Source organism: Streptomyces sp. NPDC001787 (assembly GCF_040297465.1).
Lineage (GTDB): Bacteria > Actinomycetota > Actinomycetes > Streptomycetales > Streptomycetaceae > Streptomyces.
Window position 1 is genome coordinate 104,167 of record NZ_JBEOZE010000013.1, and the last position, 23,617, is coordinate 127,783.

Genomic DNA, 23,617 nt, shown 5'->3' on the forward strand with positions numbered 1-23,617 from the left:
GCTCCGAGGAACGGCCACGGGCCTGCCGGCTCACAGAACGGTGCAAGGGAGGGCAGGCTACTCGACCGGCGCTCTGGAGGGGGCATGGACCGGGTGGTCGGGGCGATCAGGAAGGGGCATGCGTCGGGACGCAGTTGGTCGCTGGCTGAAGAATTCTGCGAGTTGCGTGCCAAGGGTGTTGATTCTCGGGAGGCGACCACGCTGTCCTTCCACATCTACGCGCCGGACGATGTGGGCGATCCGGGTAACCCTGAGGGCACTCGGCTCCTTTCGTTGGGTAAGGAGGCGGTGGCCCGTCCCCGTGTGGCCGGACTTTACTTCGAGTGTGTCAGTCCGCGAATCGACGGTTCGAGGGGTCGGCCCGTACGGATTCACGGGGGGCTGGAAGGCGCTGCGAACCGAGGCGACGCCGTGGAGCACCTGGTGGCCAATCTGACCGTTCTTCATGCCGCTTCCCTCGCCGTCGCCGAAGAGCTCGAATGCGAGAACGACGGCGGGTTGCCCCGGGAGCTGGATCCGAACCTTCAGCCCCTGCCGTAGGTCGCCTGTGCACGTTGAGCTCGTCGGCGATGCCCTTGAGACCGTCCCGTGTTCGCGGTGGTCTTCCTGGTCGCGATGTCCAGGCGGCGCCGTCCGCGCGGCGCTGTTGATGGTGCTCTCCGTGAGTGCCGCACTCCGCACGGTTGCCGTTCGCGCCGCGTGTGCCCGGCCCGCGCCCTCCCTTCTCGTGGAGTCGCGGCGGCTGGCCGCTCCGGGGGTGGCGACGTGCCGGGGAACGGTCCTCGGAAATGGAACCGTCTGCCTGGCTTTATATGTTTGGGGCGGAAAGTGATCTCGTTCCGAGGTGCCTCGGCTGAAACTGAGCCGCTAGCGTGGGCGTCATTGAGAGCGGAGCGGTGGGCTTCGGTGGCATCCGGGATTGAGTACGGGGGATTTCGTGACGTTCGACTCAGAATGGGCAACGCTTCGTGCCGAATCGACACAGCGGGTCGATATGCGGCTGAATGGTGCGCCGGCGGAGCCGGGGGGTCCCGGCGGTGGGCCGGTTGTCGCGGATCTTGCGGTGAACAAGGACAACCTGGGTGCTATCGGGCATGAGGCGTACGGTCTGCGGACCCGGGTGTCGAAGGACGGTGATCATGCCCGTCCGTCGACGTTCGACGCGGCCATCGCGCTCACGAACGGGAACTTCGAGAGTGGGTCGGGGCTTTTGAAGGTCCATGACCGGTGGAACACGCATCTGAAGACGTTGCTGGACGCGTGTGCGCAGATTTCGAATCACCTCAATTACACGACGTCGTCGCTTCAGAAGGATGATGTGCAGATCGCCGGGGATCTGATCTCGGTTTCCAAGCTGAACGAGTATCTGAAGTAATCCTCGGGGGATTTGACGTGCTGAAGTACGAGGACATTGTCGACGCGCCCGTCGCCAAGCTCCAGACGGCCGTGACCGACTGGTCGGAGATGGTCACCAAGCTGGACAAGCTGGCCACGGACGCCAACGACGGGATGAAGACCAAGGCGGACAAGGCGGAGTGGGAGGGCGAGAACGCCGGTATCACCAAGGAGTTCATCGCCAAGACCGCCAAGGAGTTCAAGGACGCCGCGGCCGAGGCCAAGGGGGTCAAGCAGATCCTGGAGGACGCCCACACGGCCATCAAGAAGGCCAAGGACGACCTGGTGAACATCCGGGACGTCGAGGGGCGCGACGCCGGCATCCATGTCGATGCCAAGGGTGTGGTGACCGCCCGGCATCCGCTGGAGAAGGACAACACCGCACGGCACGACCCGGACTACCCCGAACTCCTGCGCAAGCAGAAGGAGTCCATCGAGGCCTGGCAGAAGAAGATCGACCTGATCGTCGACAACGCCAACGACACCGATGTGGCCTTCAGGAACGCCCTTGAGGCCAACGTCACCGAGGGCAACGACTTCAGCGCCCCGAAGTACCAGAACCTCGACCAGGAGGAGGCGGCCCGCGCCGCCGACCTGGCCGCCAAGGGCCGCGACATCAATCACACCGAGCTCGCGGCGCTCAACGAACTCCTGCACGACAACAGCAAGTCGCCGGAGTTCTCGAAGAACTTCTACGAGAAGCTCGGCCCGGAGAAGGCCCTCGCGTTCTTCGGGCAGCTGTCGACCGACACGTACGACTACGGCAAGGTCGACAAGGAGCGCCTGAAGGACGTCCAGGACCTCCAGAGGAACCTGGGCCTCAACCTGGCCACCGCCTCGCAGGACCCCAAGTTCACGGCCGAGTGGGGGCCGGAGCTGCGCAAGCTCGGCACCGAGCGCGTCCCGCTGGCCAAGTACGACAGCAACGGGCCGTTCGGCTACCAGCTGCTCGGCGGCATCATGCGGTACGGGAACTACGACCCGAAGTTCCTCAACCCGATCGCCGAGCACGTGGCGCAGCTGCACCAGAAGGACCCGTACATGTTCGCCGAGAACAAGCAGGTGAACAGCCCCTTCAAGAACCCGTTCAACCCGTCCGGAGTGAACGGTTCCGGCTACGACCCGTCGGTGGCCATGCTGGAGGCGCTGGGGCACAGCCCGGAGGCGTCGAAGCAGTTCTTCACCGATCCGCCGACCGCGTACAACGAGGACGGCACCGTCAACAAGGGTGCGACGGCCGACCTCGGCAAGAAGGACGGCCAGGCGGTCGACAACTACCTGGACTTCTTCGGGAACGAGAAGTGGGAGTCCTACGGGGACGTCGACTCGCTCGACCCGGACGAACTCAAGCGGTCGCTCAACTACATGCCGGACGCCCTGGGGCATGCCCTGGAGTCGGCGACCCTCGGGTATCCGTACGACAGCCCGGACGCCACCGTCGCGCGGGACGCGGACAACGCCGATGTCATGCGTCAGGTGATGGAGAAGTACGGATCGGACGCGGGGCTGCTCAAGCAGCAGGAGGCGATGGCCGACAGCCTCGGGAACATGGGCGCGGGCTACATCGACGACATCAACTGGTCCCTGGACAAGAACAACCCGGACAGTGTGTTCGCGCCGACCAAGAACCCCGAGGGACACCTCGACTTCTCCGACCTCGCCGGCCAGGACGGTGGCCGGGACGCCGCGCGCGGCTTCCTCAGCGCGCTGGGGCAGCACCCCGACGCGTACGCCACCGTCTCCAAGGCGGAGCAGATCTACACCACGAGTGTCCTGGAGGCGCAGTACCAGGACGGGAACATCAAGGAAGGTGCCGCACGGTCGACCGTGCATGTCGGCGCCGAGGTCCAGGGCATGCTCGACCAGTCGCGGGCCGACCAGGTCGAGGCGACGAACCTCAAGACCCACGAGGAGTACGAGAAGGCCGTGGCCAAGCGGGCCGGCTGGGTGGAGTTCGGGGCCGGTGCGGCGGTCGCCGCCGGTGTCGCCTTCCTCCCGGTCACCGCGGCCGTGGGAACGGCGGCCGTTCTCATCCCGCTGGCCACGGACACGGCGAGCGGGGCCGCGGAACAGCTCATCGGTCAGGTCGTCGGCGACATCTCCGACAACTCCGTGGACAAGAACAAGGACAAGGTCGACGAACTCACCCGGGAGGAGAAGACCAAGGTCTACTCCTCCGGTGAATCGATGGCCGAGGCCCCCATGGAGAAGTTCATGGCCCTGCACCACATCGACATCAACAGCGATCTGGGCCAGGACCTCAAGGAAGCGATGCGGATCGGGTACGGGACCGGCAACGACCGCGAGAACCAGCAGGGCAACGACCCCGAGACCGGCTGACGCCGCGGGTGTGGCGAGGACGAGGGCTGTTCCGCGGCGGACCGCGGGACGGCCCTCGGGCGGAGGGACCGGTGAGGAAGGACGTGGATCGGGTGCGAGTGGTGAGGACGCTGTCCGCTGTCGGGCTGGCGATGACCGTCTGGACGGGCGCGGTGGCGTGCGGTTCCGGGGCGGAGGAATCGCCGTACGTGGGCGCCGGGGAAGTGTGCGGGGGTGTGTTCTCCGGTCCGCTGGAGAAGACCGTCGAAACCGTCACGGGCGCCACGTCCTTCGACCGTTCGGACGGCAAGGGCCTGGACCGGGTGACCGAGGCGATCGAGAAGGGCCACGAGTCGGGCCGCAGCTGGGCGACGGGCGCCGACCTCTGTGTCCTGGGCGCGGAAGGCGCCGGTCATCGCGACGACGTGAAGATCAGTTTCTCGGTCTACGCGCCGCAGGATCTGGGTGACACCCAGCTTCGCGGGGGTGCCCGTATGTTCTCCCTGGGCAAGGAGGCCACGGCGGGGCCGGTCGGGGCCCGAATCAATTTCGAATGCGTCAGCCCGCGGCTCGACGGTTCGAAGGAACGGCCCGCGCGTATCAAGGGGGGCTTCGGGAACGCCAAGGACCGTGGGCCCGCCCCGGAGAACCTGGCCGCCAATCTGACCCTCGCCCATGCCGCGTCCCTCGCCGTCGCCGAGAAGCTCGGCTGCGAGGACAACGGCGGTCTGCCGAAGAAGCCGGACCTCCGGCCGCTGCCGTAGACCGGTCTGGTGCCGTGGACCGGTCCACGGCCGTGCGCCTTCGGCCGCTGTCGTGGATCTTCGGCTCCTGCCGTGTACCGGCTACCTGCGGGAGCCGGTCTGCTGCCCCGGACCTTCGGCTCCTGCCCGGGACCTGCTTCCCCGGCGAGCCCCGTGGGCCCGTCACGCGCAAAGGCCGCCCCGGCCGGGGCGGCCTTTCCGGTGGATCCCGTAAACGGGCCGTTCCGCGAACGGAGCATCCCGTCAGCGGAAGATCCCGTGAAGCTGAACTGGAGACCGTGACCGGATTCGAACCGGTGTAACTCGAGTTGCAGTCGAGCCCCTGAGCCTCTCGGGCACACGGTCGGGGTGTGGTGCGTCGTGCTTCGTGGTGTTCGTCGTTCTGGTGTCGACCGTAGAGCGGGCGGGGGTGGCACTCAAGGGGCGGGGGCGCGCCGCAATACGACTGCCATACGCCGTTCATGACCGGCGCCGCCCGGCCTACGACCAAGGGATGAGGCAGGGGCGGCACATCGACAGGGTTCAAACCGATTCGTGCCCCTTACTCTTGGGCCATGACCGCCCTCGAACCCCGTGACGCAGACGTCGCGCCCTCCGTGCAGCACCACATATCGGACCCGACGCCGGACCGGATATCCGACGTGACCGTCGGCGACCCGGGCGAAGGGGTCCTCGGGCGGACCTACCGGGCCCTCAGTATCGGCATCGTCTCCGTCGTCCTCCTCATCGCGTTCGAGGCGACCGCCGTCGGTACCGCCATGCCGGTCGCCGCGCGGGAGCTGAACGGCATTCCGCTGTACGCGTTCGCGTTCTCCGCGTACTTCACCACCAGCCTGTTCGCCATGGTGCTCTCCGGGCAGTGGGCCGACCGGCGCGGGCCGCTCGGGCCGCTCGCCACCGGGATCAGCGCCTTCGCCGTCGGTCTGCTGCTCTCCGGCGCCGCGACCAACATGTGGATCTTCATCGCGGGCCGGGCCGTCCAGGGCCTCGGCGGCGGGCTGGTGATCGTCGCCCTGTACGTGGTCATCGGGCGGGCCTACCCGGAGCGGATCCGGCCCGCGATCATGGCCGCGTTCGCCGCGAGCTGGGTGATCCCCTCCGTCGTCGGACCGCTCGCCTCCGGAACGGTGACCGAGCACCTCGGCTGGCGCTGGGTCTTCGTCGGCATCCCCGTGCTCATCGTCTTCCCGCTGGCCCTCGCCCTCCCCGCGATCCGGCGCATGGCGGGCGGGCCGGCGGACCCGGAGGCGCCCGTCGCCCCGTACGACCGCCGTCGCATCCGGCTGGCGCTCGGTATCTCGGTGGGTGCGGCGCTGCTCCAGTACGCGGGGCAGGAGCTGAACTGGTTCGCCCTGCTGCCGGCCGCGGTGGGGGTCGCGCTGCTGGTCCCGGCCGTGCGCGGGCTGCTCCCGGCCGGTACGGTGCGGGCGGCGCGCGGGCTGCCCGCCGTGGTGCTGCTGCGCGGGATCTCCGCCGGTTCGTTCATCGCCGCCGAGTCCTTCGTACCGCTGATGCTGGTGACCCAGCGCGGGCTGACCCCGACCATGGCCGGGCTCTCGCTCGCCGTCGGCGGTGCGACCTGGGCCCTCGGCTCGTACGTGCAGTCCCGGCCGCGTCTTGAGGCGCACCGGGAGAAGCTCATGGTGAGCGGCATGGTGCTCGTCGCCGCGTCGATCGCCGTCGCGCCCTCGGTGCTCATCGAGGCCGTGCCCGTCTGGATCGTCGCTGTCGCCTGGGCGTTCGGCTGCTTCGGCATGGGCATGGTGATCGCCTCGACGAGCGTGCTGCTGCTGAAGCTGTCGGCCCCCGCGGAGGCAGGGTCCAATTCCGCCGCGCTCCAGATCTCGGACGGCCTGTCGAACGTCCTGCTGCTGGCCGCCGGGGGCGCCGCCTTCGCCGCGCTCGGCGGCGGGGCGATGGGGGCGGCGCACGGGGCGGTGGAGGCGGGAGCGTCCGGCTCCCACCCGGGGGCGTTCGCCGCGGTCTTCCTGCCGATGGCGGGGGTGGCGCTGGTGGGGGCGTGGGTGGCGGCCCGGGTGCGGGTGAAGTGAGGCACCGCGCGGTACCGACGAGCCAGGTTCGGTCGGCACCCGGTACGTGACCTGGGCCTTCCCGCACAGGAACGGGCATCCGCCGAACGCGGGCGGTGACGCGGGCGGTGACGCGGACGAGGCGGAGACGTTCGTGCCGGGCGTGTCCGGGGCGTCCTGGACACGCCCAGGATCGCCGAACAGCTGCCCGGGTTCAGGGTGCGGGCACATCTGTGAAGAGCGTCTCAACGGTGCCGAACCACGGCTCGTTCGTACGGGGTTCCGGTCCGCCCGCCGGTAGGGTGGCCCGGTTGTCGTATCTCGTACGAGGTCGTGCGAGCTCAGTACGGACAGCGCCCCACGTACCCGAGAGCCCCGAACCGGAGACCGTGACTACTACCGCCTCCCACCACCTCTCACCCGCCTTTCCCGGCCGTGCCCCCTGGGGCACCGCCGGCAAGCTGCGAGCCTGGCAGCAGGGCGCCATGGAGAGGTACATCCAGGAGCAGCCGCGTGACTTCCTCGCCGTCGCGACACCCGGCGCAGGCAAGACCACCTTCGCGCTGACCCTCGCCTCATGGCTGCTGCACCACCATGTCGTCCAGCAGGTCACCGTCGTCGCCCCGACCGAGCACCTCAAGAAGCAGTGGGCGGAGGCCGCCGCCCGGATAGGCATCAAGCTCGACCCCGACTACAGCGCCGGACCCGTCAGCAAGGACTACCACGGCGTCGCCGTCACCTACGCCGGTGTCGGCGTCCGCCCGATGCTGCACCGCAACCGCTGCGAGCAGCGCAAGACCCTCGTGATCCTCGACGAGATCCACCACGCCGGTGACTCGAAGTCCTGGGGCGAGGCCTGCCAGGAGGCGTTCGACCCGGCGACCCGGCGGCTCGCGCTGACCGGTACGCCGTTCCGGTCGGACACCAACCCGATCCCCTTCGTGGCGTACGAGGAGGGGAACGACGGCATCCGCCGGTCGTCCGCCGACTACACGTACGGATACGGGAACGCCCTCGCCGACGGCGTCGTCCGCCCGGTCATCTTCCTCAGCTACAGCGGCAACATGCGCTGGCGCACCAAGGCCGGTGACGAGATCGCCGCGCGGCTCGGCGAGCCGATGACCAGGGATGCCATCGGGCAGGCCTGGCGCACCGCGCTCTCGCCCACCGGCGACTGGATCCCGAACGTCCTCTCCGCCGCCGACAAGCGGCTCACCGAGGTGCGCAAGGGGATTCCGGACGCGGGCGGGCTGGTCATCGCGACCGACCAGGAGTCGGCGCGCGAGTACGCCAAGATCCTGAAGCGGGTCACCGGGGAGAAGGCGACCGTGGTCCTCTCCGACGAGAAGGCCGCGTCGAAGAAGATCGACCAGTTCACCGAGGACGGATCGCGCTGGATGGTCGCGGTCCGCATGGTGTCCGAGGGCGTCGACGTGCCGCGCCTGGCGGTGGGGGTGTACGCCACCACCATCTCGACGCCGCTGTTCTTCGCGCAGGCCGTCGGGCGCTTCGTGCGCTCGCGCCGGCGCGGTGAGACGGCCTCCGTCTTCGTACCGACCATCCCGATGCTGCTCGACTTCGCCAACGAGATGGAGGTCGAGCGGGACCACGTCCTGGACAAGCCCAAGAAGGGCAGCGACGAGGAGAACCCGTTTTCGGAGGAGGACAGGCTCCTCGCCGACGCCGAGAAGCTGGAGGACGAGGAGACCGAGGAGCAGCTGCCCTTCGAGGCGCTGGAGTCCGACGCGGTCTTCGACCGGGTGCTGTACGACGGTGCCGAGTTCGGCATGCAGGCCCATCCCGGCAGCGAGGAGGAGCAGGACTACCTGGGCATCCCGGGGCTGCTCGAACCCGACCAGGTGCAGCTTCTCCTCCAGAAGCGGCAGAGCCGGCAGATCGCGCACAGCCGCCAGCGGCCGGCCGAGGAGGCCGATCTCCTGGAGAAGCCCGCCGAGGCCCGCCCGGTCGTCACGCACAAGCAGCTGCTGGGCCTGCGCAAGCAGCTCAACACGATGGTGTCGGCCTACACCCACCAGAGCGGCAAGCCGCACGGCGTGATCCACACCGAGCTGCGGCGGGTCTGCGGCGGGCCGCCGAGCGCGGAGGCCACCGCCGGGCAGATCCAGCAGCGGATCTCCAAGGTCCAGGAGTGGGCCACCCGCATGACGTGACGCGGAGCGGTGCGAGGCACCCACCGGTCCGGGACGGGAGCGCGCTTCCTGTCCCGGACCGGTCGCGTTTCGGGGAGCTGCCGGGACCTACCAGACGAACGCCGCCGACTGGTTCGCCGTCGCCACGCACGGGACGGTCGCCGACGTCGGGGACGAGGCGACGATCTGCAGCGACCAGTTGGCGGCGCCCGGGGGAGAGGGCAGCACCACGGAGTTCGTCGTGTCGCCCGCGGCCAGTGTGCCGGTGGTGAGTTTCAGCGGGCCCAGGCTGATCGGACTGCCGCCGCTCATTCCCGGGTTCGTCTTCCCGGAGAACCGCACCTCGCTCGTGACGCCGCCCGAGGTCTTCGTCAGCTTGAGCGTCGTGGTGATGCTGTTCGGGTCGGCACTCGTGCCGGGCGGCATGGTGATGGCCGTGGAGGTGATCTTGATGGTCTTGCCGCCCGCGCCGTCGGCGGCGGTCAGTGTGGCCAGTCCGCTGCCCCAGCTGCCGCAGTTGTACGTCGCGGTCGCGGTGAGCGGGGTGACGGCGGCCGACGTGGTCGACAGGGCGAGCGTCGCCGCGACGGAACACGCCGCGGTGACCGTCAGCAGGGGCAGGCGTCTTCGGCGCGGCCGGCTCGGCCGGGCCTTTGTTCCGGGTACGTTCGACATGACGGGAGGAACTCCTTCCGGTTGAATTCCACAGATCCGCTGCGATTGCCGATCTGGGTGCCGGGCCCGGCATGTCGGTGCAGTGAAACGGCGCCCATCGGAGAAGTCAATAGCCGCCGGGAGCAGGTAATTACGGCGGAGAAATGCCTTCCGGGTGTTTCCCGAAAGGATCAAATAATTCTCTCTTGACTTCTCTGCACCCGCCCTCCTCAATGTGCGCAATCAATGGGGTGTGGAGGGATGTGGTGCCGATGCGTCGGGTGACACGGGTGACACACGTGAGGCGGACGATTCGCCGACGAAGATCCGGCGGTGCCGTCCGCCGGTCCGGCGGATCACGCCGTACGGGACTGCTCATGGGCTGCCTCGTACTGTCGCTGGGCTGTCTCGGTGCCACCACGACTGCCACCGCCACGACTGCCACTGCCACCGGGGCGGGTTCCGGCGCGGCCGGCACCGTCACGCCCACCGTGCACTGTGTGCTGCCCGCCGGGCAGGGCGAGGCCACCGGACCGCAGGAGATGACGGTCGAGCTGACCCCCGCCGTCGTCGCCCCCGGGGGCACCGTGCACGCCAGGGTCACCCTGGGCCCGTCGCCCGCCACCAGCGGCATCGCCCTGGAGGACGTGCCCACCATTCCGAGTCTCGACCTCGCGATGACCGGCGGGGCCACCGGCACCGTCACCGTGCGGGGCGATGAGTTCACCATGGACGTACCGGCCGGGCAGTCCATCGAAATACCGCCGTACGAGGGGGACTTCCTGGTCCCCGCGGACGCCTCCGGCGAGATCTCGTTCGCACCCGTGCGCACCCTGACCCAGACCAAGGTCTTCGGTTCGGTCTTCGAGACCCCCTGCGACGTGGTCGGCGCCGCCGGGTCCATCGGGACGGTGACGGCCGAGGGCGAGGGCGGTGAGCCCGCCACCCTGACCGCACCCGCCGGCTCCGTGCGCCCCAACACCCCTGTCACCCTCGGTGGTTCGGGATGGACGCCGGACGGAGCGCCGGTTCCCTCGCTGTGCGCGGTGGGCGGCGGTGGCTGCGATCCGCTGAAGTTCCGGGCCCACTCCCTGCGTATCGACTCCTACGGGACCCTGACCGGTACGGCGACCCTCGCCGAGGCCGGGGCGGTGCCGGACGGGGCGTACGAAGTGAAGGTCAACGACGGGGCGAAGGAGGCCACCGCCCCGCTGACCGTGAAGGCCATCGCGGCGGGCGACCGGGAGATCACGCTGTCGAGCGGCAGCGGCCCGGTGGGCAGTGTCATCACCGTCAGCGGCAAGAACTACAACCCGGACCGGTGGATCAACGTCGTCGGTCTCGACGCGGCGGGTACCGCGCTCGACGACACGGCCGTCTATGTGAAGAGCGGCACGGACGGTACCTTCTCCGCCGACTTCACCGTCACGTCCGATGCGGTCGCCGCCGTCCAGGCGGACGAGGGCAATGACCCCGCCACCGTACGGACGGCACCCTTCACCGTCACCACGGGCGGCGGCGGGGACGGCGCCACGGCCGAACAGAGGCTCACCGCCTCCGTCCGGGCCGGCACCCTGAGCATGGTCCAGGACGGCGACACCGTCGACTTCGGTACGACGGTCCTGGGCACCGGCAGCGGTGTGCAGCGCTCCCGGCTCAACCGGGTGGAGGTGGAGGACGCGCGCGGCGTCAACAGCGGCTGGTCCCTCACCGCCACGCTCACCGACTTCACCGCCGCCGGCGTCAGCGGCGCGGGCCCGGCCGTCATCCCGGCCGACGCGGTGAGCTGGACCCCCAAGTGCCGTGCGCAGAACGGCAGTCAGGGTACGCCGGTGGCGGGGTCGCCCGCGCGGCTCGGCAGCACCGCGGCCAGCCTGTGCCGGATGAGCCCGGACGGCTCGCGGCCGTTCACCGGCGGACGCTTCGACGCCGACGCCGATCTCACCCTGACGGTCCCCGGGTCCGCACCGCCCGGGGACTACAGCGCCACCCTCACCCTCACCCTGCTCTGAGAGCAGGCACCGCGAAGAGCCCGCCCGATGATCCGTAGCGCCATGGACAGGGCGGGCTCTTCCTCGCCCGGGGCCCGACCGTTCCCGGATCAGCCCCGCCACTCCCGGGCCCGGACCCGCCCCGCCACTCCGGGGGCGTACCCGCCCCGCCCGACCTGGCACTCCGGGGGCCGTACGCGCCCCTCCAGTGCCCCCGTGCCCCCAGTGCCCCAGCACGCCCTCCCACCCGTCCTGCCCGAAGGAGCGACCATGCACCCGTCCCGGTTCCCGACCCCCTCCCCGATCCCACCCCCATCCTCATCATCATTCCCGTCCCCCTCCGCGTACTCCGGCCGAAGACGGTCATGGCGCCGCGCCGTCGCCCTCGCCGCCGGAGCCGTTCTCGTCTGGACCGGCGGTGCCGTCGCCCTGGCCCCGGCCGCCCATGCCGGTACGGTCACCCCGACCGTCCACTGCACGCTGCCCGCCGGACAGGGCGAGGCCACCGGACCCCAGGAGATGACGGTCGAGCTGACCCCCGACGTCGTCGACCCGGGCGGGAAGGTGCACGCCAAGGTCACCCTCGGCCCCTCGCCCGCCACCAGCGGCCTCAGCCTGAACGACGTGCCCACCACACCCAGCCTCGACCTCGCGATGTCGGGCGGTGCCACCGGCACGGTCACCGTCACCGGGCCCGAGGTGATACTCGACATCCCGTCCGGGAAGCCGATCGAAATACCGCCGTACGAAGGGGACTTCCTCATCCCCGCCACCGCGAGCGGGCCGATCTCCTTCACCCCGGTGCGCAACCTGACCCGTACGAAGGTGCTGGGCGGCACCTACCAGACCCCGTGCGACGTGGTCAGCGGAAGCGGCTCCATCGGCACGGTCACCGCCGAGGGCAGCGCCGGACAGCCCCCCACCCTGATCGCGCCCGCGGGCCCGGTCCGGCCCAGCACCTCCGTCGCTCTCGCGGGCAGCCGCTGGACCGCCGGCGGCGCCCCCGTACCGTCCCTGTGCGCCCCCGACGGAGGCGGCTGCGACACCGGGGCGTTCGCCTCGAACTCCCTCGCCGTCAGCGGCTCCGGACAGCTGACCGGCAGCGCCGTCCTCGCCGCCGCGGGCGCGGTCCCTGACGGGGCGTACCTGGTCAAGGTCAACGACGGTACGAAGGAGGCGACCGCACCCCTCACCGTCCGGGCCTTCGTCCCGGGCGGCCCGCGGGCGATCACGCTGTCCCGCGCCGCCGGACCGGTCGGCACGGTCGTCCGGGTGACCGGCACCGACTACCTCCAGGACCGGTGGATCAATGTCATCGGTCTCGACGCGGCGGGTACCGCGCTCGACGACACGGCCGTCTATGTGAAGAGCGGCCCCGACGGCACCTTCTCCGCCGACTTCACCGTCACGTCCGATGCCGTCGCCGCCATCCAGGTCGACGAGGGCAACGACCCCGCCACGGTCCTGAGCCGCCCCTTCACCGTGACCGACGCCTCCGCCACGCTCACCGCCGGGGCCGGGAAGGTGAAACCCGGCGGAACCCTCGCGCTCGGCGGGGGCGACTGGCCGTCCGGGGCCACCCCGGCCGCCGCGCTGTGCGCCGCCGACGGAACCGGCTGCGACCCGGGCCGGATCAGCGGCTCCACCCTCCGTATCACCGCCGGGGGCGCCCTGACCGGCACGGTCACCGTGGCGGGCACCACCCCGAAGGCCGTGTACGCGCTCCAGGTCACCGCCGGGTCCGCGCAGGCCGTCGTCCCGCTGTCCGTCGCCCCGACCTTCGTCGTCCTCACCCCCGCCTCGGGTCCGCGGGGTACCGCGGTCACCGTTCTCGGGCAGGGCTTCGCCAAGGTGGCCACCGTCTCGATCGTGGGACTGCGGGCCGATGGATCGCAGACCTCCGACCCGGTGCGGACCAAGGTCGTCGGGCTGGACGGGGCGTTCTCGCAGACGTTCACCGTCAACGCCGCCGACACCGTCGCCATCCGGGTACGGGAGGTCCTGGTCAACCCGAGGACGGAGACGGCCGCGTTCACCGTCCGGGACGGCACGGTTCCGGCCGGTCCCTCCTTCCAGCTCTCCCCGCCCGAGGGACCGGTGGGCACCGTGGTCCAGGTGACCGGACGCGGCTTCGCCCCCGTGGCGACGGTCGTGGCGACGGGGCGCGCCGCCGACGGGAAGCAGACCTCGGACAGCTATGTCACCCGGATCGTCGGACTCGACGGAACGTTCGCCCTCAACTTCACCGTCCGTGACCCGGCGACGAAGTCGATCAGGGTCTGCGAGGTCCTGGTGAACGGGAGAATCAGCCAACTTGAGTTCACGGTGAGTTAACGCCGGTTCACGAGTGAGTACGGAGTGTCGCGAGGGCGTCGCCCGACCTGGACGCGCGTAGACGTTCGGTTTCCGGACGATGCCCCGCTGACCGGCGCTTATGCTCCGTCGACTCCGCCGGGTTCCGGCGGGAGACCGGATTCTGGACGAGGTCTTCCGCTGAGCGGACTGGCTCGCTAATGTCCCCGCAATGTGAACGCGCCGTGGCAGTGTCGCCGCGTAGCGCAGCCGGTGCCTTGCCAGACCGGCGGCTTTCTCCGTGCGATGCCGCTGGGACCGGTGTCGCAACCGCCGGGAGACTGCCGTCGTCGCTCACCCGAAGAGGAGAGGGCGTCGTGACCGCGGAGACTTCCCAGACGCTCGACCGAGGACTGCGCGTCCTCAAGCTGCTCGCCGACACCGATCACGGTCTGACGGTCACCGAGTTGTCCAACAAACTCGGTGTCAACCGCACCGTCGTCTACCGTCTGCTCGCCACCCTGGAACAACACGCCCTGGTACGCCGTGACTTGGGCGGCCGTGCCCGGGTGGGGCTGGGCGTGCTGCGCCTGGGCCGCCAGGTGCACCCGCTGGTCCGCGAGGCGGCGCTGCCCGCGCTGCGCTCCCTGGCCGAGGACATCGGGGCCACCGCCCACCTCACGCTCGTCGACGGCACCGACGCACTCGCGGTCGCGGTCGTCGAACCGACCTGGACCGACTACCACGTGGCCTACCGGGCCGGCTTCCGCCACCCCCTGGACAGGGGTGCCGCGGGCCGGGCCATACTCTCCGCCCGGCAGAAGAGCCTGGCCGGCGACCCCGGCTACACCCTCACCCACGGCGAGCTCGAAGCCGGTGCCAGCGGGGCGGCCGCGCCCCTGGTCGGGGTGTCGGGCGTGGAGGGCAGCGTCGGTGTGGTGATGCTCGCCGACGCCGTACCGGAACGGGTGGGCCCCCGGGTGCTCGACGCGGCCCGGGAGGTGGCGGACGCGCTGCGCTGACGTCGGCGGACGCGCTGCGCTGACGGTGGGGGACGCGCCGCGGGGGCCGGCGGATAGATTGGGCGGGTGCTCTCTCGTCTCTCGCGCCCCCGTGCCCTCGCCCTCTGCGCACTGCCCGTCCTCGCCCTCTTCGGCACGGCCGCCTTCGCGCCCCTGCCGTTCACCCTGGCGCAGCCCGGCACGACCGCGAACGTCCTCGGGAAGAACGACGGGAAGCCCGTGATCACCATCACCGGCGCACCCACCCGCACCACGGAGGGGCAGCTGCGGATGACGACGATCTTCGCGACCTCGCCGAGCGCCGACGTCGGGATCGGCCAGGTGATCGACGGCTGGTTCAGGACGGACCGGGCCGTGATGCCCAGGGACTCCGTCTATCCGACCGGCGGCTCCGAGAAGGAGATCGAGAAGCACAACCTCGACGACATGAAGGAGTCCCAGGACGTCGCCGTCGACGCGGCCCTCAACTACCTCGACCGGGACCTCGGTTCGATGCGGATCAGCGTGGACCTCGGGGATGTGGGCGGTCCCAGTGCCGGGCTCTTCCTCGCCCTCGGCATCATCGACAAGCTGGACGGCGACGGCTCCGGCGGAGACCTGACCGGCGGCCGTTCCATCGCGGGTACGGGCACGATCAGCGCCGACGGCAAGGTCGGCGCCGTCGGCGGTGTATCGCTGAAGACCCAGGCCGCTCACCGCGACGGGGCGACGGTCTTCCTGGTCCCCGAGGACGAGTGCAAGCAGGCGGAGGCGGAGCGGCCCGAGGGGCTGCGGCTGATCCCCGTCACGACGCTGAAGGGCGCCGTGGACTCGCTGCGCTCCCTGGAGCGGGGCGGGAAGGTCCCGAGCTGCTGACCTCCCCCGCCGCCGGAGCGGGTACGGGCACGGGGGAGTCCCCCGGCCCCTCCGCGGAAGCGGCACCCGGCCCCGCCGCGGGTGCGGCACCCGGCCCGGCCCCCGCACCCGGCTGGTCCATCGTCCGCCAGACCGGGAACACCAGCGGGCTCAGCGTCGCCAGGAGGTACACCCCGCCCATCGCGAGCAGCGCCCCCGTCACCCCGAAGCCCTCCACCAGCAGGCCCGCCGCGAGGCCGCCCACCGGCATGGCGAGCTCGCAGCCCGCGGTGAGTGCCCCGGAGACCCGGCTGCGCAGTTCCTCGGGGACCCGTTCGTACGTCACCGTGGTCAGGATCGGGTTCAGCGCGCCGCCCGCGATGCCGCCGAGCAGCATCGTCACGGCGAGCGGCAGGGTCGTCCCGGTCACCGCGGCGACCAGGAATCTCGGCGCCCCGCACAGGAGCACGCACACCGCGAACACCGTCCACCGCGAGAACCGGTGGCCCACCGCCCCGTAGAGCAGCGCCCCCGTCAGGCCACCGGCGCCGAACAGCGCGGTGAGCAGACCGAGGTCGGTGGCCCCGCCCAGCTCGCCCTCGGCGTGCACCGGCAGCAGGACGGCGTTCCAGCCCTGGTCGGTGCCGTTCATGAACATCACCATGATCACGACGGAGAGCAGCAGCCGGTTGCCGAGCAAGTAGCCGTATCCCTCGCGCAGTTCGGCGCGGTAGGTGCGCAGGGAGACGGGTTCCGCGGCCTTGCGGGGCTCGGCCGCCCGGACCCCGCGTACCCCTGTCGCGACCAGCACGGCGGACAGCCCGAACGTGGCGGCGTCCAGCAGCAGTACGGTCTCGGCCCCGACCAGCGCGATCAGCAGCCCGGCCAGTGCGGCGCCGACCATCCGGGCGCCGCGCGAGACGGCGTCGAAGAGGCTGGCGGCGCGGGTGAGCGTGGTGCCCGCGTGCTCGGCGAGATCGGGTACGAGGACGTAGCGCGCGGTGTTGCCGGGGGTGTGGACCAGCCCGTTGAGCGCCATCAGCGCGCACAGCATCCAGAATTCGAGCGCTCCCGCGTAGTGCAGCAGCGGAATGGTGGCGATGGCGAGGCCGCATACGGTGTCCGAGGCGACGGCGACCCGGCGTCGGCCGAGCCGGTCGATGACCGGTCCGCCGATGAGTGCCGAGACGACGATCGGCAGCGTGGCGCAGAACGCGACGAGGCCCGCCCGCCCCGCACTGCCGGTGGTCTCCAGGACGAACCACGGAACACCGATGAGGGTGAGTGAGGTCCCGGCCGTGGAAATGGAGTTGGCCGCGAGAACGCTGATGAGCGGTGTGCGATGGCGCACCTTCCGCGTGTCCTGCGGGTGCTGTGTGTCCTGCATGTGATGCCCCCCGTTCATCGGTTACGCCGGACGGGGCGCGCGCACGGCGGCCCGGGCGGGCCGGCTCTCGGCGAGTCGGAGGCCCAGCTCGACCATCGTCCAGCCGACCCGGCTGCGCAGGCTGGTGTGCGGCGGCCGGAGGGTCGTGGCCTCGCGGTGCAGTTCGGTGGCGCGGTAGGTGTGTGTCCGGTGGTGGATGTCGCAGTGCATGGCTGGTGGGCCCCTTCGGTCGGCTCGTCGGTGGCTCGTCGGTTCGTCGTCGGTTCGCAGTAGGCCGGTCCGGTAGGTCCGGCGGGTTCGGTAGGTCCGGCGGGTCCGGCGGGGTTCGGCCGGTCCGGCCGGTCCGCTGGTCGGTTCGTCGTCTTCCGGGCATGACGGTTACCGGGGCGGCGGTCAGCTCTTCAACGCGCCGGCCCGTCAGGCCCGTCGGTCGGTAGTTCCGTCTGTCTTCCGGCCGGCCTACTCGGGAGGCCGCGGGAAGACGTGCACATGGCTGCGGACGGTGGCCGAGCCCTCGGTGCCCTCGGGAACCACGCCCCGGTAGCTCTCGATCAGCTCGTGGATCTTCCCGGTCAGCTCGTGGGCGAGCTCGGGGGTGAGCCGTACCTTGAAATTGCTGATGTCCCAGGCCTGGTGCCAGGCCTCGGGCCATTCGTGCATCGTGCCGAGCCAGGTGTTCAGCTCCTGGGCGTGGGCCGTGGCGATCTCGTGGAGGATGACGCCGGTGGCCCCGCGCACCTCGGGGTCCGGGTGGGCCAGGAAGCGGCCCGTGTTGAAGGCGGTGCCCCTGTGGACGGCCCGCCACCACCGCTCCCGGCCCTTGCCCAGTTCCGGGGCGTCCTCGACGAGGCCGTGCGACGCCAGTTGCCGCAGGTGGTAGCTGGCGGCACCACTGGATTCGCCGAGCCGCTCCCCGAGGCCGGAGGCGGTCGCGGGGCCGTACTCCCGAAGGGCGCTCAGCAGTCGCAGTCTCAGTGGATGGGCGAGGGCGCGCAGGGTGCGGGCGTCGACGAGGTGGACGTTGGTCCCCTCGTCGGGCCGCCGGTCAACGGCGGGACTCCCGTCCCCGTCCTCGCCGCCGGTCCCGGCCCCGGTCTCCGCCTTGTCGGCCTCGTTCGCTGTCATGCCATGACTCTAAAGTTGCAAAGGAAGCTTTGCAACGCTTTTTTGCAACGGAATCTTTGCAAGGGGACTTCGGGGCTGCGGCGGGCCGTCACCCCTCCTCGATGAACCCCTCCGCCACCAGCCATTCCTTCGCCACCTCGTGCGGGTCCTCCCCGTCCACGTCCACCTTGGCGTTGAGCACCTGCGCGACCTCCGTCGTCAGCTTCCCGCTGACCGGGTCCAGCAGCCCCGCGATCTCCGGGTACTTCTCGAAGGTCGCCGTGTGGATGACGGGAGCCGCGTTGTAGTTGGGGAAGAAGTGCTTGTCGTCCTCCAGCACTTCCAGGTCCATCGCCTTGATCCGGCCGTCCGTGGTGAACACCTCGCCCAGCAGGCAGGAGTCGGACTTGGAGACCTGGGTGTAGATGATTCCGGCGTCCATCTTCTGGATGTGGGAGGCGGGGACCGACATCCCGTACGCCTTCTCCATTCCGGGCAGCCCGTCGTCGCGGGAGGCGAATTCGTTCTCCACGCAGATCGAGACGGCGTTCGGGTCCTTCTTCGCCAGCGCGGCGACGTCCGAGAGCGTCCTCAGCCGGTACTTCGCGTTGTTCTTCCTGCTGATGGCCAGTGCGTAGGTGTTGTTGAGCGTGGACTGCGGCAGCCAGGTCACCCCGTTCTTCCGGTCCTCGTCCCGTACCGCCTCCCACTGCTTCAGCGGATCGACGATCGGCTCGGCGTGCCCGAGGTAGGTGATCCAGGACGTGCCCGTGTACTCGTACATCGCGTCGGCGTCGCCCTTGACGATCGCCTCGCGGGCACTGATCGAGCCGGGCAGGTTCGTCCGGTCCAGCACCTCCGCGCCGGCCGCCTTGAAGACCAGGCCGATCATCTGACCGAGGATGATGTTCTCGCTGAAGTTCTTCGAGGTGACCGTCAGGGAGGCGCCCTTGAGCGGCTTCCCCCGGCCTACCGACCCGGGCGACACCTCGTCCACCATCGGCGATCCGCTCTTCAGCCCGCACCCGGCGAGCACCAGCGAGAGTGCCAGGGCCAGCGGCAGCCCGGCCCGGTACCCGCGCGTCACGGCGCCTCCAGCCCGCGCGGCGTCAGCGACAGCTCGACCAGCGAGGCCAGCCAGTCCACCAGCAGTGCCAGCACCACCGTCAGCACGGACCCCAGCACCAGCACCGGCATCCGCTGCGTCTGGATGCCCGAGGTGATCAGGTCGCCGAGCCCGCCGCCCCCGCCGAACGTGGCCAGCGTCGCCGTACCCACGTTGAGCACCAGCGCCGTCCGCACTCCGGCGAGGATCAGCGGCACGGCGAGCGGCAGCTCCACCTTCCTCAGCGTCCCGAGCCCCGACATCCCGATCCCGCGCGAGGCCTCCACCAGGGTCGGATCGATCGCCTTGAGACCGGCCACCGTGTTGGACAGCACCGGCAGCACCGCGTAGATCACCATGCCGACGATCGCCGTCGAGGGGCCGATGCCCAGCCAGATCACCAGCAGTGCCAGCAGACCGATCGCCGGGGTGGCCTGCCCGACGTTGGCGATGGCCGTGACCACCGGGGCGCCCTTGCTGAGCCCGCGCCGGGTCAGGGCGATACCGAGCGGGATCGCGATGATCAGCACCCAGAACGTCGAGATCGCCGTCAGCCTGATGTGCTGCCACAGCCGCAGCTGCACATTGCCGCCGGCCAGTGAGTTCTCCGCGATCGAGTCGAGGTGGACATTGGTGATCCACACGTAGGTGATGGCCAGGACGGCCGCGAGCACGAGCGGCAGCACCACCAGCTTCTGCCAGGTGATCCGGCGCGGCGGTCCGGCGGGCGGGGGCGCCGGCTCCGTCTCCTCGTCGCGGAAGGCAACGCCCTTGACCTCGTGCTCGCCCGGCGGCCGGGTCTCGGAGGCGCCGGGCTCGCCGGAGTTCGGAAAGCTGGGAGTCATGCGCCGCCGCCACCCCCTTCCAGCTCCTGCTCGGTCGAGTGGGTGCGCAGCCCCTCCAGCTCGTGCTGGTGCTCCATGGCGGTCAGCCGGTCGGCCTCCAGCAGCTCCTGCACGTTGTCCATCAGGGTGTGCATGTCGACGACACCGATGAACTCGCCGCGCCGCCCGGTCACCGCGACCCGCCCCCCGCTGTCCGTCAGTACGGCCTCCAGCGCGTCGTGCAGCGTGGCATCCCGGGTCACCGTGTCGTGCACCAGCTGCCCGGCACGGGCCAGCGAGCCGCGGGCCCGCATCAGGTCGCCGCGCCGCAGCCACTTGTACGGGCGGTTCCTGCGGTCCAGCATCAGCAGCTCGTTGTGCGGGCCGCTGCGCAGCTTGTTGAAGATCGACTGGAGCGGGTCGTCGACCGTCACCGTCGGGAATTCGGCGATGCCCACATCCCGTACGCGCGTCAGGTTGAGGCGCTTGAGCGCCGCGCCCGCCCCCACGAACCCGGAGACGAAGTCGTCCGTCGGGTTGGTGAGGATCGCCTCCGGGGTGTCGAACTGCGCGATGTGCGAACGCTCGCGCAGCACCGCGATCCGGTCGCCCAGCTTGATCGCCTCGTCGAAGTCATGGGTGACGAAGACGATCGTCTTGTGCAGCTCGTGCTGGAGCCGGATCAGCTCGTCCTGGAGGTGGTCGCGGGTGATCGGGTCGACCGCCCCGAACGGCTCGTCCATCAGCAGCACCGGGGGATCGGCCGCCAGCGCGCGGGCCACGCCCACCCGCTGCTGCTGGCCGCCGGACAGCTGGCGCGGGTAGCGCCCGTGGAACTCGCGCGGGTCCAGTCCCACGAGGTCGAGCATCTCCTCCACCCGGTCCTTCACCCGGGACTTGGACCAGCCGACCATCTTCGGTACGAGGGCGATGTTCTCGGCGACCGTCATGTGCGGGAACAGCCCCGAGGACTGGATCGCGTACCCGACCTTGCGGCGCAGCTTCACCGGGTCGATGTCGGTGACGTCCTCGTCGTTGATCCTGATCCGGCCGGAGGAGGGCTCGATCAGCCGGTTGATCATCTTCAGGGTGGTGGACTTCCCGCAGCCGGACGGACCCACGAAGATCACGGTCTCGCCGGCCCTGATGTCCATGGAGACGTTCTCGACGGCCGGGTTCGGGTTGCCGGGGTAGCTCTTGGTCAGGTCCTCCAGCTCGATCGTGGCCCCGGAGGTGACCGTCGCGGTCCCCTCGCCGCCGTCGCTCCCGCCGGCCCCGGGGGCGGTCTCGGAGACGGTCTCAGACACGGATCCCCCTGGGGATGGTCAGCCGTCCCAGCAGGACGTACGCGGCGTCGAAGAGCAGGGCGAGAATGACGATGCCGAGCGTGCCCGCGAGGACCTGGTTGATCGCGTTGGCGCTGCCCAGCGAGGCGATGCCGCGGAAGATCTCGTTGCCGAGACCGGGCCCGGAGGCGTACGCGGCGATGGCGGCGATGCCCATGAGCATCTGGGTGGAGACCCGGATGCCGGTGAGGATCGGGGGCCAGGCGAGCGGCAGTTCCACCTTGCGCAGCCGGGCGAACCGCGACATCCCGATGCCCTTCGCCGCGTCGACCAGCGAGGGGTCGACACCGCGCAGCCCGACGATGGAGTTACGGACGACGGGCAGCAGTCCGTACATCGTCAGGGTGATGACGGTGGGGGCGACCCCGAGCCCGACCAGCGGGATCAGCAGACCGATCGCGGCGAGGGAGGGGATGGTGAGGATCGTCGCCGTGGAGGTGATGGCCAGCGATCCCGCCCAGCCGCTGCGATAGGTGACCACGCCGATCACCACCCCGAGCACGGTGGCGATGACCATGCACTGAAATACGGCGCTGACGTGCTGGAACGCATCGGTGAGCAACTGCTGGTGCCGATTTCCCAGGTACTCCCAGAAGCTCACACGTCACTCCTCGGCTCGGTCAGTCGGTGTCCTGTGCGGCCTGCTCGACGAGCGGGATGACGCGCAGCGGGACCGGGTTCTCCATGACGATGGCCGTGGATGCCCGGACGATGCCATCAAAACCGACAACCCGGTCGATCACCCGTTGGAGGTCGGCGTTGGAGCGGGCGACGAGCCGGCAGAACATGTCCCCGTGGCCGGTGGTGGTGTGCAGTTCCAGCACTTCGGGCACGCCGCCCAAGTGGGCCCGGACCTGCGCCCCTTGGCCCTGTTTGATCTCCAGTGTCGCGAAGGCGGTGACGGGGTAGCCCAGCGCCGCCGGATCGACGTCCGGGCCGAAGCCCCGGATGACGCCATTCGACTGAAGGCGGTCCAGCCGGGCCTGTACGGTGCCGCGCGCCACGCCGAGCCGGCGGGACGCCTCCAGTACCCCTATCCGCGGTTCACGTGCCAGCAGCACGATCAGCTGCCCGTCCAGACGATCGATCGCCATGTCCCCGCCTCCGATGGTCATCATGTACAGAACGCCTGCTCATAGTGCCGAACTGCTGCACAGATTGCCCAGCGATTCCGCGAACTATTGCGCACCTTGCGGAGCGGGGAGAGCCTGGGTTTATGACTGAGACTCTGCACACCACCCCCGACACCGCCCGGCAGGCCGATCCCTTCCCGGTCAAGGGAATGGACGCGGTCGTCTTCGCCGTGGGCAACGCCAAGCAGGCGGCGCACTACTACTCCACAGCCTTCGGAATGAAGCTCGTCGCCTACTCCGGACCGGAGAACGGCAGCCGCGAGACCGCGAGCTACGTCCTGACCAACGGCTCGGCCCGCTTCGTCCTCACGTCCGTCATCAAGGCGTCCACCGACTGGGGCCACTTCCTGGAGGACCATGTCGCGGCGCACGGCGACGGTGTGGTCGACCTGGCCATCGAGGTCCCGGACGCCCGCGCCGCGTACGCCTACGCGGTGGAGCACGGCGCCACCGGTCTGACCGAGCCGCACGAGGTCAAGGACGAGAACGGCACCGTCGTGCTCGCCGCCATCGCCACGTACGGCAAGACCCGCCACACCCTCGTCGAGCGCGGTGGTTACGACGGGCCGTACCTCCCCGGCTACACGGCGGCCACCCCGATCGTCGAGCCGCCCGCCAAGCGCACCTTCCAGGCCGTCGATCACTGTGTGGGCAACGTCGAGCTCGGCCGGATGAACGAGTGGGTCGGCTTCTACAACAAGGTCATGGGCTTCACCAACATGAAGGAGTTCGTGGGCGACGACATCGCCACCGAGTACTCCGCCCTGATGTCGAAGGTCGTCGCGGACGGCACCCTGAAGGTCAAGTTCCCGATCAACGAGCCGGCGATCGCGAAGAAGAAGTCGCAGATCGACGAGTATCTGGAGTTCTACGGCGGCGCGGGTGTCCAGCACATCGCCCTCGCCACGAACGACATCGTCGCCTCGGTCCGGGCGATGCGCGCGGCCGGTGTCCAGTTCCTGGACACGCCCGACTCGTACTACGACACGCTCGGCGAGTGGGCGGGCGAGACCCGGGTCCCGGTGGAGACGCTGCGCGAGCTGAAGATCCTGGTCGACCGCGACGAGGACGGCTATCTGCTCCAGATCTTCACCAAGCCGGTCCAGGACCGCCCGACGGTCTTCTTCGAGATGATCGAGCGGCACGGCTCGATGGGCTTCGGCAAGGGCAACTTCAAGGCCCTGTTCGAGGCGATCGAGCGCGAGCAGGAGAAGCGCGGCAACCTCTGACCGTACGGCTCACGCGCGGAGCGGTCTTCGCGGTACGA

20 protein-coding genes and 1 tRNA gene are annotated in these 23,617 nt (G+C 70.0%); 11 read left to right on the forward strand and 10 right to left on the reverse strand.

Translation table 11 applies throughout. The features are described from left to right. Positions 1-84: 84 nt before the first annotated feature. The 4 genes from ABT170_RS19465 (at position 85) to ABT170_RS19480 (ending at position 4,478) form a co-directional block, all read left to right on the forward strand. The gene (locus ABT170_RS19465; protein WP_351868878.1) at positions 85-540 is read left to right on the forward strand and encodes a hypothetical protein; all 456 of its coding nucleotides are present in this window, start codon (positions 85-87) and stop codon (positions 538-540) included. Between the two features lie 397 nt (positions 541-937). Next, a complete protein-coding gene (locus ABT170_RS19470) occupies positions 938-1,375 on the forward strand; it encodes a hypothetical protein (protein ID WP_329944214.1) in 438 nt (145 codons plus the stop codon). Positions 1,376-1,392: 17 nt separating this feature from the next. Next, positions 1,393-3,735, forward strand: a complete 2,343-nt coding sequence (locus ABT170_RS19475; protein ID WP_329944215.1) for a hypothetical protein — start codon at positions 1,393-1,395, stop codon at positions 3,733-3,735. Positions 3,736-3,818: 83 nt separating this feature from the next. Next, on the forward strand, positions 3,819-4,478 hold the full coding sequence (locus tag ABT170_RS19480) for a hypothetical protein (protein WP_351868881.1): 660 nt from the start codon (positions 3,819-3,821) through the stop codon (positions 4,476-4,478). A 270-nt stretch (positions 4,479-4,748) separates the two neighbouring features. On the opposite strand, the gene ABT170_RS19485 is transcribed toward ABT170_RS19480, so the two are convergent. Then, positions 4,749-4,823, reverse strand: a tRNA-Cys gene (locus ABT170_RS19485). Positions 4,824-5,032: 209 nt separating this feature from the next. On the opposite strand from ABT170_RS19485, the gene ABT170_RS19490 reads away from it, so the two are divergent. Continuing rightward, entirely contained in the window at positions 5,033-6,529 is a 1,497-nt protein-coding gene (locus ABT170_RS19490; RefSeq protein WP_351868884.1) for an MFS transporter, read from the forward strand. A gap of 368 nt (positions 6,530-6,897) precedes the next feature. Then, entirely contained in the window at positions 6,898-8,679 is a 1,782-nt protein-coding gene (locus ABT170_RS19495; RefSeq protein WP_329944218.1) for a DEAD/DEAH box helicase, read from the forward strand. Positions 8,680-8,766: 87 nt separating this feature from the next. On the opposite strand, the gene ABT170_RS19500 is transcribed toward ABT170_RS19495, so the two are convergent. After that, a complete protein-coding gene (locus ABT170_RS19500; RefSeq protein ID WP_329944219.1) occupies positions 8,767-9,333 on the reverse strand; it encodes a hypothetical protein in 567 nt (188 codons plus the stop codon). A gap of 356 nt (positions 9,334-9,689) precedes the next feature. On the opposite strand from ABT170_RS19500, the gene ABT170_RS19505 reads away from it, so the two are divergent. From ABT170_RS19505 to ABT170_RS19520, 4 genes are all read left to right on the forward strand, one after another. After that, a complete protein-coding gene (locus ABT170_RS19505; RefSeq protein ID WP_351868887.1) occupies positions 9,690-11,324 on the forward strand; it encodes a WxL domain-containing protein in 1,635 nt (544 codons plus the stop codon). Between the two features lie 249 nt (positions 11,325-11,573). Beyond that, a complete protein-coding gene (locus ABT170_RS19510) occupies positions 11,574-13,637 on the forward strand; it encodes a hypothetical protein (RefSeq protein WP_351868890.1) in 2,064 nt (687 codons plus the stop codon). A gap of 335 nt (positions 13,638-13,972) precedes the next feature. After that, the gene (locus tag ABT170_RS19515; protein WP_329944222.1) at positions 13,973-14,617 is read left to right on the forward strand and encodes an IclR family transcriptional regulator; all 645 of its coding nucleotides are present in this window, start codon (positions 13,973-13,975) and stop codon (positions 14,615-14,617) included. 66 nt (positions 14,618-14,683) lie between these two features. Then, positions 14,684-15,472, forward strand: a complete 789-nt coding sequence (locus ABT170_RS19520; protein WP_351868893.1) for a S16 family serine protease — start codon at positions 14,684-14,686, stop codon at positions 15,470-15,472. On the opposite strand, the gene ABT170_RS19525 is transcribed toward ABT170_RS19520, so the two are convergent. The 8 genes from ABT170_RS19525 to ABT170_RS19560 all read right to left on the reverse strand — a co-directional run bounded on the left by ABT170_RS19525 (position 15,402) and on the right by ABT170_RS19560 (position 22,311). Continuing rightward, entirely contained in the window at positions 15,402-16,838 is a 1,437-nt protein-coding gene (locus ABT170_RS19525; protein ID WP_351868896.1) for an MFS transporter, read from the reverse strand. The two genes, ABT170_RS19520 and ABT170_RS19525, sit on opposite strands and share 71 nt — an antisense overlap. Positions 16,839-16,859: 21 nt before the next feature. Continuing rightward, positions 16,860-17,048: a hypothetical protein gene (locus tag ABT170_RS19530; protein WP_329944225.1), complete on the reverse strand. Its 189-nt coding sequence runs from the start codon at positions 17,046-17,048 to the stop codon at positions 16,860-16,862. A gap of 249 nt (positions 17,049-17,297) precedes the next feature. Continuing rightward, a complete protein-coding gene (locus ABT170_RS19535) occupies positions 17,298-17,963 on the reverse strand; it encodes a helix-turn-helix domain-containing protein (protein WP_351868899.1) in 666 nt (221 codons plus the stop codon). Positions 17,964-18,051: 88 nt separating this feature from the next. After that, positions 18,052-19,029 (reverse strand): glycine betaine ABC transporter substrate-binding protein, encoded by a 978-nt coding sequence (locus ABT170_RS19540; RefSeq protein WP_329944227.1) that lies wholly within the window; start codon positions 19,027-19,029, stop codon positions 18,052-18,054. Continuing rightward, on the reverse strand, positions 19,026-19,892 hold the full coding sequence (locus tag ABT170_RS19545) for an ABC transporter permease (protein ID WP_351868901.1): 867 nt from the start codon (positions 19,890-19,892) through the stop codon (positions 19,026-19,028). The genes ABT170_RS19540 and ABT170_RS19545 overlap by 4 nt, the downstream gene beginning before the upstream one ends. Next, positions 19,889-21,178, reverse strand: coding sequence for an ABC transporter ATP-binding protein (locus ABT170_RS19550; RefSeq protein WP_443034319.1), 1,290 nt, complete (start codon positions 21,176-21,178; stop codon positions 19,889-19,891). Before ABT170_RS19550 ends, ABT170_RS19545 begins: the two co-directional genes overlap by 4 nt. Continuing rightward, a complete protein-coding gene (locus ABT170_RS19555; RefSeq protein WP_329944229.1) occupies positions 21,171-21,818 on the reverse strand; it encodes an ABC transporter permease in 648 nt (215 codons plus the stop codon). Before ABT170_RS19555 ends, ABT170_RS19550 begins: the two co-directional genes overlap by 8 nt. Positions 21,819-21,837: 19 nt before the next feature. Next, complete coding sequence (locus ABT170_RS19560) at positions 21,838-22,311, reverse strand: Lrp/AsnC family transcriptional regulator (protein ID WP_266931474.1); 474 nt, start codon at positions 22,309-22,311, stop codon at positions 21,838-21,840. Between the two features lie 122 nt (positions 22,312-22,433). On the opposite strand from ABT170_RS19560, the gene hppD reads away from it, so the two are divergent. After that, entirely contained in the window at positions 22,434-23,579 is a 1,146-nt protein-coding gene (gene hppD / locus ABT170_RS19565; protein ID WP_329944230.1) for a 4-hydroxyphenylpyruvate dioxygenase, read from the forward strand. Positions 23,580-23,617: the final 38 nt, after the last annotated feature.

Coding starts and splice junctions, on each gene's coding strand:
- ABT170_RS19465 (WP_351868878.1), top strand. CDS start 85: ATGGACCGGGTGGTCGGGGCGATCAGGAAGGGGCATGCGTCGGGACGC.
- ABT170_RS19490 (WP_351868884.1), top strand. CDS start 5,033: ATGACCGCCCTCGAACCCCGTGACGCAGACGTCGCGCCCTCCGTGCAG.
- ABT170_RS19500 (WP_329944219.1), bottom strand. CDS start 9,333: ATGTCGAACGTACCCGGAACAAAGGCCCGGCCGAGCCGGCCGCGCCGA.
- ABT170_RS19505 (WP_351868887.1), top strand. CDS start 9,690: ATGGGCTGCCTCGTACTGTCGCTGGGCTGTCTCGGTGCCACCACGACT.
- ABT170_RS19510 (WP_351868890.1), top strand. CDS start 11,574: ATGCACCCGTCCCGGTTCCCGACCCCCTCCCCGATCCCACCCCCATCC.
- ABT170_RS19525 (WP_351868896.1), bottom strand. CDS start 16,838: ATGCAGGACACACAGCACCCGCAGGACACGCGGAAGGTGCGCCATCGC.
- ABT170_RS19530 (WP_329944225.1), bottom strand. CDS start 17,048: ATGCACTGCGACATCCACCACCGGACACACACCTACCGCGCCACCGAA.
- ABT170_RS19535 (WP_351868899.1), bottom strand. CDS start 17,963: ATGACAGCGAACGAGGCCGACAAGGCGGAGACCGGGGCCGGGACCGGC.
- ABT170_RS19545 (WP_351868901.1), bottom strand. CDS start 19,892: ATGACTCCCAGCTTTCCGAACTCCGGCGAGCCCGGCGCCTCCGAGACC.
- ABT170_RS19560 (WP_266931474.1), bottom strand. CDS start 22,311: ATGGCGATCGATCGTCTGGACGGGCAGCTGATCGTGCTGCTGGCACGT.
- hppD (WP_329944230.1), top strand. CDS start 22,434: ATGACTGAGACTCTGCACACCACCCCCGACACCGCCCGGCAGGCCGAT.